The organism is Leptospira dzoumogneensis (assembly GCF_004770895.1).
Taxonomy (GTDB): domain Bacteria; phylum Spirochaetota; class Leptospiria; order Leptospirales; family Leptospiraceae; genus Leptospira_B; species Leptospira_B dzoumogneensis.
Genome location: NZ_RQHS01000018.1, coordinates 206471 through 219860, shown reverse-complemented (window position 1 = coordinate 219860; position 13390 = coordinate 206471). Strand labels below are relative to the sequence as shown.

Sequence of the window (13390 nt, the reverse complement as noted above, 5' to 3'; positions counted from 1 at the left end):
CCTACGCAAAAAATAGGAGAACCGGGCCTGGCGTCCATTACTTTTTGTCGGGTAACATTTCCGTTAAGAAGTACACAAGTTTCACAAGTTTGTCCTTTTGGTTGGCTTTCCCTGGAACGTATATTAGTACATTCGGTTCTCTAGGATTCATAGTAAGACCCATCCGAGCGGAGATCAAGTTTACGATTTTGTCATAACTTCCTAAAAAATGAGTCCCTAATTTCAAACGGATTTCCTCCCCTAACTCGGATACGGATTCGAATCCCAAGACGGAGGCCAAGGTCCTGATCTTCTCCAACATTAAGAAAGTTTTTGCCTCTTCCGGAGGTTCTCCGAAACGGTCCGTCATTTCCTGGGTGACTTCTTCTATTTCGTCCAGGTCTCTTGCGCCTTCGAATCGTTTGTAAAATTCTATCTTCTGTCTTGTATCCGGTATGTAAGATTCGGGTATGAAGAAGTTAGAATCCAAATTGATAGCAGTTCGTACTTCAATTTTCACTTCTTCTCCTTTGATACGAGCGATCGCTTCTTCCAACATCTGCACGTACAGATCGAAGCCCACTTCCATGATATCGCCTGATTGTTCTTTACCCAAAAGATTTCCGGCACCTCGGATCTCCAAGTCACGCATCGCAACCTTAAAACCTGAACCAAGCTCTTGGTATTCGTAAATGGTATTCAGACGTTTTTCCGCGTCCTCGGTCACCACTCTGTCCTTAGGAAGAAGAAGGTATGCAAACGCTTTTCTGTCACTTCTTCCCACCCTGCCTCGGATCTGATACAACTGAGAAAGTCCGAATAGATCCGCTCTTTTTACGATCAGAGTATTCACATTCGGGATATCTATCCCGGATTCAATGATGGTAGTGGTGACTAAAATATCGAATTTGCGTGCGTAAAAATCCACCAAAGTTTCTTCGATCTCGTCCTCAGTCATCTGACCGTGAAGAACTCCTATGGCTGCCTCCGGCACGATCTCGTTTAATCTTTTAGTCTCTTGTTCAATGGATTCTACTCTATTATAAAGATAGAATACTTGTCCTTCTCTTGCAAGTTCCGTGCGGATCGCATCTCTTAGGACCTCTTCATCCTCTTCGATCACATAGGTTTCCACACTTTGTCTGTTCTTAGGAGGAGTCGCAATGATGGAAAGTTCTCTGATCCCGGTAAGAGCCATATGAAGTGTTCTAGGGATCGGGGTCGCAGTGAGTGTGAGAACATCCACAAGATTTTTGATCTTCTTAATGGATTCCTTATGGTTCACACCGAATCTTTGCTCTTCGTCTATGATGAGTAGTCCAAGGTTTTTAGGCTGGACTGAATTCGCTAAAACCGCATGAGTTCCGATAAGCATATCCACTTTCCCGGAAGCAAAACGTTTCAAAACGTCTCTGGTTTCCGCCGCAGTTCTAAGACGAGAAACTAGTTCCACAGTGATCGGATAGTTCTCGAATCTCTTTTTCATATTATTATAATGTTGTAAGGCAAGGATTGTAGTAGGTGCAAGCATGAGTATCTGTTTACCTGCCATCGCCACTTTGAAAGCCGCACGGATCGCAACTTCCGTTTTTCCGTAACCTACATCCCCGCAGATCAAACGATCCATAGGCTTAATGGATTCTAGATCTTTTTTAACGGCTTCTATCGCTTCTATCTGGTCTGGAGTTTCCTCGTATTCGAATTCCGCTTCGAACTCTTCCTGATAAATTGTATCCGGAGGGAAAGCATACCCTTGTAGTTTGATCCTATTGGAATACATATGGACCAGATCTTCTGCAAGACCCTCGACCGCTTTTTGGACCCTATCCTTAGTTTTTTTCCAGGTGCTTTTTCCAAGACTGTCCAGCCTAGGCCTTTCGGTTCCACCAACGAATCTCTGGACGAGAGAGATCTGGTCCAAAGGAACGAATAACGTATCACCGCCGTAATATTCCAGTTTTAGAAAGTCCCTTTCTTTTCCACCTGCATTTACTCTTTCTATTTTGAGGAATTTTCCGACCCCATGGTTCACATGTACCACGAAGTCTCCCTCTTTCAGATCCAAGAAACTTTGGATGGCCTTGCTGTTTTGTTTTTTGAATCTGGTCTTACGTTTGTATTCCCTTCCGAATACGTCGTTCTCGGATAAGAATAAAAGTTTTTCCTCTTCCCATAAAAAACCGTTCCGTATTTCCGAAACCGCTAAATATACTTCTTCTTTGGATTTGTTTGGAAGAAGGATTGGTTCCGGTTCGGAAGCCTCCGAATTTAATAAACGAATTCCTTCCGATTCAAAAAGTCCCAAAAGCCTTTGTGTCTGGGCTTCAAAGGAAGAAGTTAGAATGATCTTCCAGCCGCCTTCTGCTTTCAATTCTTTCAGTTTTTCTCGGACTTCCCTGATCTTTCCCTTAAAAGAAGGAGCCTGATGTAAAGGACATACCAAATCTTCCGACTTACTCGGAGGAAGTTGAGTAAATTTGATACCGTTTCCATTTTCTAAAATTTCGGATTCTTCTTTATCTCTTAACAGCATAGAAGGAGGAGCGCATAAGATCTCCTTACTTCTTTTTTCATAAAGTGCGTCATATTCTCTCAATAGATGAGAATATCTTTCTTTCACTCCGTTTGCATCCGGAAAGATCAAACCGGGTTTAGATTTAAAAAAAGATAATATTCCCTTATTCTCCCGGACCATAGGAATGAGTTCTTCGTAATAGGTCCCGCCTGCATCATCAGGAATTTCAGGTAAATGAAGTGATTTATCCGCGTTTAAGATCAGATTTCTATATTGTTCTTTTTGAGGATCAGTCAGAATGAATTCATCCGCAGGAAGAAGAAACGCCTCTTCCAAATTTTCCAAGGATCTTTGGGTTTCCGGATCGAATGTTCGAATGGATTCCACCTCATCTCCGAAAAAATCGATACGGATCGGATCAGCGGAGAAGGAAGAAAATACATCCAAGATCCCTCCCTTCAAACTGAACTCGCCGAATGCCTGGCACATGTCTACTCTGTGATAACCAAGTCGGACAAGATCTCTCATTAAGTTTTCAGGTTGTATCTCTTGCCCTAATTTTACGGACAAAGATCTTTCCATCAGAGCGGAAGCTTCCGGAAGAGTTTTCAAAAAACCGGAAACGGAAGTGAATACTAAAACTTTTTCTCCGGATAAGATACGAGCAAGAGCTTGTATCCTTTCCCTTTTCATTTCCCCCGGATAACGCATGTATTCGTAAGGTAAAACTTCCTGACCCGGAAGATAACAAACAAGATCCGGCCCTAAATAACTTAAAGATTCTCTAAATAAGAACTCAGACTCGGTATTCGTAGGAGAGATTACGATTTTGGAATTTTTCTGGGACTGAAAGATAACGGAAGATAGAAGTGAATGAACCGAATTCGGGACGGAGGAAATTTTAGAATTCTCTTTTGCGGAAGAGAAAAGATCTTCCAGAGATTTTTTCCAATCGGATTGAGTGGAAACAGACTTAGCCATATTAAATTAAGACACCTTAACGGTTAGATTATCGATCAATCTTACCTGCCCTAAAAAGGCAGCAACAGCGAGAAGTATTTCCCCTTTCAGAATAGTAAGTTCTCCTAATGTGTTTGCGTCCAAAATTTCCAGATAATCGGTTTGTATTTTGGAAGAAGAGTCCAAAACATCTCTCATTACCGTCAGAACTTCGGAAGGATCTTTTTCTCCTTGTCGGATCAAACTTTCCCCCAAACGTAAAGCTCGAATCAGCAGCAATGCTTCTTCTTTTTCAGGCCCGGTCAGACGAGCGTTCCTAGAACTAAGCGCTAAACCTTCTGCGGAGCGAACCGTATCCACCCCGATGATCTCCATTGGAAAACCGAGAGCTTTCACAAAATCTTTCACTACCAGATATTGTTGGTAATCTTTCTTACCAAAATAAGAACGATCTGCCGGGATTATATGAAATAAACGAGAAAGAACTAAAAGTACACCTTCGAAATGACCCGGTCTAGTTATTGCATCCAGATTTTTCATCAAATGAGGAATACGTAATTCTACCTCGGGAATTCCACCGGGATACATTGCATCCTTATCCGGTAAAAATACCAGGTCCACCTTGGATGATTTACAAATTTCCAGATCACCTTCGGTATTCACCGGATATTTTGCATAATCTTCGGGATCGTTGAACTGCGCAGGATTTACAAAAATAGAAACTACAGTTTTGGAATTTTCGCCGGACGAACGAACGAATAAATTCGAATGTCCTTCATGCAAAAAACCCATTGTGGGAGCAAAACCTACCGAAAGTTTTTCGGACTTCCAGGCGAGTATTCGATTTCTGACTTCGTTTGGATCCTTGGATACGATCATGGTTTTCCGTTTTGAGAAAGACGAACTTTTACTGAATTCCCATGTTCCTCATCCAAACCCTCGAATTCGGAGAGAACTTTTACATAAGGATATAATTTTTCCAAAGAGTCCCTGGTCACTTCTTGGTAGGTCACTCTTTTTAAGAATGTGAGAACTCCTAAAGAAGAAAAGATCCTGCTTCCCCCCGCAGTCGGAAGAATATGATTTGTTCCGCTGATATAATCTCCCATAGCAACCGGAGAATAAGGTCCTAAAAACACGGAACCCGCATGTGTAATCTTCTTAAATAATTCGTGATAGTTTTCGGTCTGTATCTCCAAATGTTCCGGAGCGTATAGATTAGAGAAATTCACACATTCTTCTAAATTCGAAAAAACGAGTATCCAACTTTCATTCTCGATGGAGGCTCTTTTGATAGCTTCTCTTTTAGGTCTTTCTTTTAAAGCCTTGTCTATTTCGGCAGAAACCTTTTTAGCAAATTCCAAGGAATCAGTGCAAAGTATTGCTGCAGAATCTTCTCCATGTTCTGCCTGGGAAAGTAAGTCTGCAGCTACCCAGTTCGGATTTGCGAAATTATCCGCGATCACAAGAACTTCGCTCGGACCTGCGGGGCTGTCTATTCCGATCACACCTTGTCCGCTTAATAAAACCTTAGCAGCAGTCACAAATTTATTCCCGGGTCCGATCACAAACTCTGAGCGTGAAATTGTTTCCGTTCCGTAAGATGCGGCAGCAATACCTTGCGCACCACCCACTGTTACGATAGAATCTGCACCCGCAATTTTAGCGGCTGCATACAATCCATCAGGTATACCTTCCTTTTGAGGAGGAGTAACTATCTGGATATTTTTTACACCTGCGATCTTAGCAGGGATGACTCCCATCAAAATGGTAGAAGGATATAATGCCTTTCCACCTGGAGCATATACGGTAACAGATTCAATTGGAGTATAACGAATTCCTAATGTATTTCCGGAAACTTTTACGTCCAAGTCGGCGGGGATTTGGGCCTTGTGGAATATTTCAATATTCTCTTTTGCCTTTTCTAATGCGGCAACAAGCTCCGGGTCCGCTTTTCCCTTCCATTCGGAGACTGGATAAACCAATTTTTCAGGTTTTATTCGATCGAATTTTTGGGTAAGCTCATAGACTGCCTTGTCCCCGCCTTCTCTCACCTGATCCAAAATAGGACGTACCAGGGCCAAAGTGTCGTTTAGATCCTGCTTTGCTCTCTGGAGAATGGGTTCAAAGGAAAAATCCTTGCCTACCTCCCTGATACGAATGCTCATACGGACATTTTTTTTCTTTGCCCGGACTTAGCATCCCGAAAATCCTGGGAACTCTTAAACGCCTATGAAAGTTTTCTGCCTGAACTGCAATGGGATCCGATCCGCCTCGAGTAAGGGTCTCGCGGACATGATCTCTTCCGAAAAACCCGATTTTGTATGTTTCCAAGAAACAAAAGCACAGCCGGACCAGCTAGATCCCGAACTTTGGGAAGGGCTTGGATATAAGGCGTTCTTCCATTCCGCAGTAAAAAAAGGTTACTCTGGAGTTTCTATTTGGACCAAACAGGAACCTAAAAAAGTTACCTATGGACTCGGCCTGGATGAATTCGATAAAGAAGGAAGAAGTGTACTTGTTGAATTCGATTCATATACGATCTGGACGGTTTACTTTCCTTCCGGAACCACGGGTGATGTGAGACAAGCTGCTAAGATGAGATTCTTGGAAGAATTCCTAAAAATTTCAGCAAAGTTAAAGAAGAAACATACGAACCTGATCCTATGCGGTGATGTGAATATCGCTCATACTGAAATGGACATTCATGATCCGAAAGGAAATGCAAAGAACAGCGGATTCCTACCGGAAGAAAGAGCCTGGGTGACCAAATTTCTTTCCACTGGCTGGGTGGACAGCTTTAGGGAATTATATCCGAATAAACAGGAATATACTTGGTGGACTTTCAGAGCCGGGGCAAGAGGCAATAATAAAGGTTGGAGGATCGATTACTTTTTTGTGACTCCAGAGCTTAAATCCAAACTCAAAAAACTCACAGTCAAAAAAGATCCTATCCTTTCAGATCATGCAGCGATGATCTTAGAAGTCGATCTTCCTAAAAAGTAAAATTACTTTTTAGGAAGTGTAAGATCTATTTTCGGAAGATTCTTTTTTAGAAATTCCGAAAGTTCCGATTCGAATACCAAAACAGTATCCGTGATCCTTTCGGAAGATTTGGATTTCACCACTTTCTTATCTAAAAGTTTTCCTGAGAATAATAAAGGTTCTTTCCAAAAAGGAACACGTATCTCTATAACAGCGTTACTTCCATCCGGATCCGGATGAAAACGATCCAAGGTAAAGCTAAGTGCAGTTCCTTCGATGCCCTCCCAAGTTGCTTGAAAATCCCCGGAAGAGGAATGCACCTGCACTGGAACCTTTACGGTCTCAAAAAACCTGTTTTTGAATTCCTGTACTATTTTATCCAATATAGCCATTTCTATCTCTATATATCGTTTAATAACAGATGAGACTTAGTGCGATGCAAACAAATTTCCAATTTTATCAAAAAAATGCAGAAGAATCATGACAATACGGGAAAAAAATGAGAAATAAGACCCGGGTCCCTAACATTTTGGACCATAGGCAAACCGTTCTTATTTGAAGTGAGTGCTTCTATTTCTTCCGGCTTCTTTGGATTGGTAGAGGGCCTTGTCCGCTTCTTCTAAAAACTTTACTGTGTCCTTATCTTTTCCGGACATACGAGTACTGATCCCAATACTCACGGAAACAAATTCGGAAGTTTGAGAAGCTTCATGAGGGATCTTTAGTTCTTGTACTCGAGATCTGATATTCTCCGCAACCAATATAGCTTTTTCTGCGTCCGTTTCCGGCAAGATCACTGCGAATTCTTCTCCGCCGTAACGAGCGGGAAAGTCCCCTGCTCTTCTTGCTGTACTTTTTAGAACACCTGCAACCTGACGGATACATTCGTCTCCAGCTTGGTGTCCGTAAGTATCATTGAATTTTTTGAAAAAATCTATATCTAATAAAAGTAATGAGATCGGCTTTTCGGAACGACATGCTCTCTTCCATTCTACTTCTAAGATCTCGTCGAAAAATCTTCTGTTCCAAATTCCGGAAAGACCGTCTGTCCTGGAAACTCTAAGTAAAGTTTGGTAAGCTTCCGAAAGTTTATCCGTGATCTCTTCCAGATCTCTTTCTCTTTGTTTTCTTTGCAGCATCTCATGTCTGAGCCTGAGCGTGGAACGAACCCTTGCTCTGAGTTCATGAGCATCAAAAGGTTTTGTAACGTAATCGATCGCACCCAATTCAAATGCGGATTCCAATGTTTGGGTATCGTGGATTGCGGTGATTATAATAACAGGCAGATCCGAAAATTCTTCCTTAGAACTTAAGGTGCGAAGAATATCCAAACCGTTCATTCCTCCCGGAAGAAGAATGTCCAAAAGTAAAAGTGAAATATCTTTTTTGTTTTCAGGGTTTCCTTGCAGGCCTAACCATTCCAAGGCAGTTTCAGGTGATTGGGTGGAAATCACATCCCCGTATCCTGCTTTTTTAAGGATCCTTTCCACAAGCAGGCAGTTTTCAGGTGCATCGTCCAGAATTAGAATTTTGTCCGATTCGCCAATCGCTGCGGATGATTCGCTTTTTTCTTTCGTGGGTCCGAACATTTTAACCGGTTTAATTCATCCGACGAGTCTTTTCAATTAGAGCTACTTAGCTGGAAGAATTTTCCAAACGTATTCTAAAAGTTCCGAAAAGAAAGCGGTTTTTTTTAAGGTTTTCAACCTATTTTCAGGCGACGAAAAGCGGATTCTGGAATAATTTAGAGGACCGAGGGAGGTTCCTTTTGGAACAGAAAATATCTAGAAAACAAATCCTTGGCCTGGGTGCGACCACCATGGCTCTACTCGCAAGTTCTTCCGTTTTAGGACATGACCACGGGGATAAAAAATCTTCTAAAAAGAAGAAGGCCGAAAAAATTTCCGTGCCAGGCTCCGCGATCGAGGCCTCCTCCGCTTGTATCTTAAAAGGCAGAGTCTGCATCAGTATGTGCGTGGACATGCTGGCAGAAGGTCATAAGGAGATGGCGGATTGTCTTAGATCGGTCGAGGAAACAGTAGCATTATGTGATGCTTTCGTCGTATTGTCTTCACTGGGTTCCGCTTCTACTAAAAAATTAGCGTCCATTTGTTTGGAGTCTTGCGAAAGATGTGCAGTTCAATGTGATAAACACGCGGACCACCACGAAGAATGTAAGTCATGCGGCGAAGCTTGTAAGGCTTGTATTTCCGAATTCAAGAAGTTACTGGCTGCTTAATACGCGAACTCTATTTGAAATCGGGTTCCCGGAGCCGAAGTATTGATGTCCAATTTTGCCTTCAACTGTTTGGATAAGATCCGTATCAGTTGTAAACCTAAGGTTTCTTTGGCCTCAATCTGAGGATAATCCGGGATCCCCTTTCCATCATCTCCCACTTCCAAATAAAATATCCCGTTTCCGGATTTTGCTTTTATATAGAACTGGCCCTTCTTCTTTTCGGAATAAGCGTATTTGATGGAATTTGTAGCGATCTCATTGATCATCATCCCGATTGGAAGCGCCTTCTCCACAGCCAAACTTAAATTTCCTACATCGACTACTCTTCCGATCTCCGCGCCGATACCGTATACGTTCCAAAGATTATCCAGTAATTTATCCACATAAGAGCCCAGACCTATCTCCGCTAGATTTTTAGAATTATAAAGTTCATTATGAACTAGAGACATGGAATAGATCCTGCTTTCGGTATCCCTAAGTTCACGAGTCACTTCCTTATTCTTCGCATAATTCGCCTGAAGGTTCAGAAGACTCGCCATGATCTGCAGATTATTTTTCACCCTATGATGGATCTCCTGCAGAAGAGCTTCCTTATCTCTCAATGATTGTATTAGATTATCTTCCGACTGTTTCCATTTGGTCATGTCCACCAAGATAGCAAGGACTACTTCCTTTCCTTCCAATTGGAATCGATAAGAAGTGATCTCCATTAAGAGTGGAGTTCCTTCCTTAGATCTATGCACATGTGTTTCCGGAATATTTTTACCGTTATGTAATGCAAGATACTGTCTGCGTTCTCCCGAACCGCCTATAAACAGATCCGAAAACTTCATATGAAGAAGTTCTTCCCTATCGTAGCCGTAAATCCGTTCCGTTTCCTGGTTCAGATCCAAAACACTTTCACATTCAAAATTGTATAAAACGATCGGATGAGGATTATGTTCAAAGATCAGCCTATACCTTTTTTCGTTCTCTTTGATCAGGAATGCCTGCTCTTCCAGCTTGGACAACATGTCTTGTCTTTCGATCGCATATAAAATAGATCTAAAAAGAAGATGAGAATCGAATTTTCCTTTGATCAGATAGTCCTGACCTCCGGACTGCAATGCTTCCATTGCAATAGTCTCATCCTGGGTCCCGGAGCAGATCACGATCGGTATTTTAGGATGGGATTTTTTAATAGCTTCGAACCCATCCAGACCAAAACTATCAGGCAGGGTCAGGTCCAGAAGAATACAATCTATCTCTTCTCCCTGGTCTTTCAGAACTTCCAAAGCATCCGCAACCGTAGTAGAATGTTTCAAACGTACTCCGGAAGGATCCGCTTCTTTCAAAAATATTTCGAACAAACGAGAATCGTCCTCGTTGTCCTCCACTACCAAAATCTGCTTTACCCGGACGGAAACTACCCTTGCATTCATTTTGGAGGCAACCTCGAAGTTTTGAACCAATAGATACGTAATGTATCCATTGCTTCCAAAAAATTTTCATATTCCACCGGTTTCTGTATGTATGAGTTCGCGTGTAAATTGAAAGTGGCTATAATATCCCTTTCCGATCCGGAAGTGGTCAATACCACAACGGGTATCCTTTTATATTCCGGATCCGATTTAAGCTCCTCTAAAACTTCTAATCCGTTCTTTTTAGGAAGGTTCAGGTCCAATAGTATCAGATCCGGTCGTCTTGCTCCTACGAATTCCCCTTCTCCTTTTACGAAGTCGATCGCTTCTTCTCCGTCTTTAGCTACGAATAATCTTTTTTCGGATTTGAGATCGTTCAGAGCTTCTATGGTGAGCCGAACATCCGCAGGATTATCCTCTACCAAAAGAATATCAAAATATTGTTTAGAAGAAGTATTCATGATAAGACCTCAGGCAGAGTGAAAAAGAACTCGGATCCTTTTCCTAGGAAAGACTGGACCCAAATTTTTCCCCCGTGATTTTCCACGATCTTTTTGCAGATGGACAATCCTATCCCGGTCCCGGGATATTCGGACCTTGTATGCAATTTTTGGAATATGATAAAAATACGATCAAAGTATTTAGGATCCATTCCTATCCCATTGTCCGAAACGGAGAACACATTGGCTCCGGGGATATGTTTTACCTTGATACGGATTTCAGGGGCCCTGCTCGGGGAACGGAACTTGATCCCATTGGAGATCAGATTACTGAACAAACGTCTTATCTGGTCCTGATCTGCATATACTTCCGGAAAAGGACCTTCTAAAACCAAGTTTGCACCTGTTTCCTGTATTACGGAAGAAAGGTCTTTTTTGACCTCGTCCAGGATCACATTCGGATCTCCCTTGGATTTTTTCACAGAATCGGAACCAACTCTGGAATAACTCAAAAGACTTTCGATCAGTCCCTGCTGCCTTTTTGCGGCTTCCACGGATACATGAATGAACTCTCTCATCTCCGGCTTTATCTCTTCCGAAAATTTTCTCTCCAATAATTGAAGATAACTTGCGATCGTCCTAAGAGGTTCCTGCAAGTCGTGGGATGCTATATATGCAAATTGTTCCAGTTCCTTATTCGTTTTTGCAAGACCCTGGAGAGCTTCTTCCAGGGACCTTCTGGATTCTATTTTTTCGGAGATGTCCCTATTGACCATGATAAGGCCGGGGACCAGATAACCTTCCGCATTAATTTTTTTAAAATTACTTTCGATCGTGATCTTTCTGCCGGATCTTAACGTATGTATCAGTTCTCTTTTGGAGGCTCCCAAGTTTTCCCAATCGTCCATTGCGGATCTATAATTTTCCTCGGAGATCCAATCCTCTTGGAAAAGAGAAGTATAATGTTTTCCTAAAAATTCTCCCTCTTCTACCTCATACATTTTTGCGGCATAACTGTTATAATAAGTGATCTTCATATCGCCGTCTAATGCGATAATTGAATCATTCACTTGAGAGATGACTTCCATATTAAAACGATTCTCTCGAGTCATCTTGACCCGCTCTGAAACATCCATCGCGGAAACAAGGACCGCCTCGGTCTCCTGGAATTGTATGGGAGAAGAAACTATATCCAAATATACGATACTTCCGTCTTTTTTCAGATGTTTCATTTCCTGGAAAAAATTCTGACCGGGTTTAAGATACTTGATCTTTTCGATCATAAGTTCTCTTTCTTCGGGAAGCCTAAGCATCTCCACTGAACTTTCTAAAAATTCTTTTTCGGAATATCCGTATGTTTGGATCGCGGTTTGGTTTACCGCCAAGATCTTAAGAGAAGTTCTTTCAAAAACGAACATGATTTGAGGATTATTTTGGAATAAATTCCGATACTTCTCCTCATTTTTACGGATCCGATTCTCGTATTCTTTGCGATCCGAAATATCATAAACAATCCCTAATATTTCCTGTATACGGCCGTTCTTACCGATCCTAGGATACATTCTTGTTTCCAAGAGAAGATCGTTTTGATCCGTATGATAGATACTCTCTTCTCCCTGAAGTGCTTTGGAGAACGCTTCTAAAACTTCGGGTCGATTTACTGCTCTTTCAAAAATGGTTTTACCCACCACTTCCTTAGGATTGATCCTTAATCTTTCCAATCCTTTCCCGTCTGCGAGTATAATCCTTCCCTCCGGAGAAATGGAGAATACGACCACGGGTAATACACCTATCAGGGTCTCAAAATCAATAGTACGTTTTTCTAATATATCTTCCGCGATCCTGCGATCCGTAATATCGAGTGAAACCCCCACTATCCCTCTGATCTTACCGTCTTCTCCGATTGCGGGAGATATCCTTACCGAAAAATGCCTTCCTAAAAATATCGTCTCAGCACTGATCTCTTTTCCGGAAAGTACAAGTTTTAACGCATCCGTTTGTTCCAGACGACGTATGGTCCCGTCTTCTTCTCTTATTTCCGCATTCCATTCATGTTGTATAAAATTAGTCCCTGTGAATGCGCTTGAATCCAGGCCAAGCATGTCTAACGCTTTGCCCGAGGCAAAATTTATGAGTCCGGCCTCGTCAGCGGAAAATAATACGATGGGGGAATTAGAGAGTATATAATCTAGTAAGGACTTAGGATTTCCGGGGCTTGGATCTGAAAGAATAGTAGAAGGAGAACCCATAAATAGATCCGCCCGGAATATAAATTCCGGGCAGGGGTCTCTAATTATGGCGAAATATAGATATTTTCAAGCATATTTCGTCTTTTTGTGGAGTTTGTGGAATATATATCCCACAAGGGATACGTTAGATGATCTCTATTGTCTCAATCACCACCGGCTGAACAGGACGGTCCCCTGGAGCAGTGGGAGTTTCGGAAATAGCTTGGACTATGTCTTCTCCTTCACTCACATGACCGAAAACTGCATGGCGATTGTCCAGATACAGGTTGTCTCTTACATTGATGAAAAACTGAGAACCGCCTGTATTCGGTCCAGCATTCGCCATAGAGATAGTATACTTTTTGTTTTTCAATTCTGGATGGAACTCGTCTTGGATTTTATACCCCGGTCCACCAGTTCCGGTTCCTTGAGGGCAACCGCCTTGTATCATAAAATTTGCAATAATTCTGTGAAAGATCAGGCCATTATAAAAGCCTTTTTGAGCCAATTGGATAAAATTCCCGGCAGTGATCGGAGCCTTCTCATCTTCTAATAAAACAGAGAAGGTCCCTCGGTTGGTGGTAAACTTAGCAGTTGCCATAAATGTCCTCAAAGTCCAAATTTCCAGCAATGTCCGTATAATC

At 42.0% G+C, this 13390-nt stretch carries 11 protein-coding genes; 2 read left to right on the top strand and 9 right to left on the bottom strand.

Annotated features, from left to right (window positions below):
* Positions 1-37: 37 nt before the first annotated feature.
* From mfd to hisD, 3 genes are read right to left on the bottom strand one after another with little or no spacing between them, the layout of a single operon-like run.
* Positions 38-3475 (bottom strand): transcription-repair coupling factor, encoded by a 3438-nt coding sequence (gene mfd, locus EHR06_RS11875; protein ID WP_135757198.1) that lies wholly within the window; start codon positions 3473-3475, stop codon positions 38-40.
* Positions 3476-3481: 6 nt separating this feature from the next.
* Positions 3482-4333, bottom strand: a complete 852-nt coding sequence (gene panC, locus EHR06_RS11870; RefSeq protein ID WP_135757197.1) for a pantoate--beta-alanine ligase — start codon at positions 4331-4333, stop codon at positions 3482-3484.
* Entirely contained in the window at positions 4330-5622 is a 1293-nt protein-coding gene (gene hisD / locus EHR06_RS11865; RefSeq protein ID WP_135757196.1) for a histidinol dehydrogenase, read from the bottom strand. Before hisD ends, panC begins: the two co-directional genes overlap by 4 nt.
* A 64-nt stretch (positions 5623-5686) precedes the next feature.
* On the opposite strand from hisD, the gene EHR06_RS11860 reads away from it, so the two are divergent.
* A complete protein-coding gene (locus EHR06_RS11860) occupies positions 5687-6460 on the top strand; it encodes an exodeoxyribonuclease III (protein ID WP_135757195.1) in 774 nt (257 codons plus the stop codon).
* 2 nt (positions 6461-6462) lie between these two features.
* On the opposite strand, the gene EHR06_RS11855 is transcribed toward EHR06_RS11860, so the two are convergent.
* Positions 6463-6831, bottom strand: coding sequence for a hypothetical protein (locus tag EHR06_RS11855; RefSeq protein ID WP_207766654.1), 369 nt, complete (start codon positions 6829-6831; stop codon positions 6463-6465).
* 159 nt (positions 6832-6990) lie between these two features.
* Positions 6991-8028: a diguanylate cyclase gene (locus EHR06_RS11850; RefSeq protein WP_135757194.1), complete on the bottom strand. Its 1038-nt coding sequence runs from the start codon at positions 8026-8028 to the stop codon at positions 6991-6993.
* A gap of 179 nt (positions 8029-8207) precedes the next feature.
* Between EHR06_RS11850 and EHR06_RS11845 the strand changes: the two genes are divergently transcribed.
* Positions 8208-8678, top strand: coding sequence for a four-helix bundle copper-binding protein (locus EHR06_RS11845; protein ID WP_135757193.1), 471 nt, complete (start codon positions 8208-8210; stop codon positions 8676-8678).
* Here the strand turns inward: EHR06_RS11845 and EHR06_RS11840 are convergent.
* The 4 genes from EHR06_RS11840 to EHR06_RS11825 form a co-directional block, all read right to left on the bottom strand.
* Complete coding sequence (locus tag EHR06_RS11840; RefSeq protein WP_135757192.1) at positions 8675-10099, bottom strand: histidine kinase dimerization/phosphoacceptor domain -containing protein; 1425 nt, start codon at positions 10097-10099, stop codon at positions 8675-8677. The two genes, EHR06_RS11845 and EHR06_RS11840, sit on opposite strands and share 4 nt — an antisense overlap.
* A complete protein-coding gene (locus tag EHR06_RS11835) occupies positions 10096-10539 on the bottom strand; it encodes a response regulator (RefSeq protein ID WP_135757191.1) in 444 nt (147 codons plus the stop codon). Before EHR06_RS11835 ends, EHR06_RS11840 begins: the two co-directional genes overlap by 4 nt.
* Positions 10536-12767, bottom strand: coding sequence for a PAS domain-containing sensor histidine kinase (locus tag EHR06_RS11830; RefSeq protein ID WP_135757190.1), 2232 nt, complete (start codon positions 12765-12767; stop codon positions 10536-10538). Before EHR06_RS11830 ends, EHR06_RS11835 begins: the two co-directional genes overlap by 4 nt.
* A 124-nt stretch (positions 12768-12891) precedes the next feature.
* A complete protein-coding gene (locus EHR06_RS11825) occupies positions 12892-13347 on the bottom strand; it encodes a peptidylprolyl isomerase (RefSeq protein WP_135757189.1) in 456 nt (151 codons plus the stop codon).
* Positions 13348-13390: the final 43 nt, after the last annotated feature.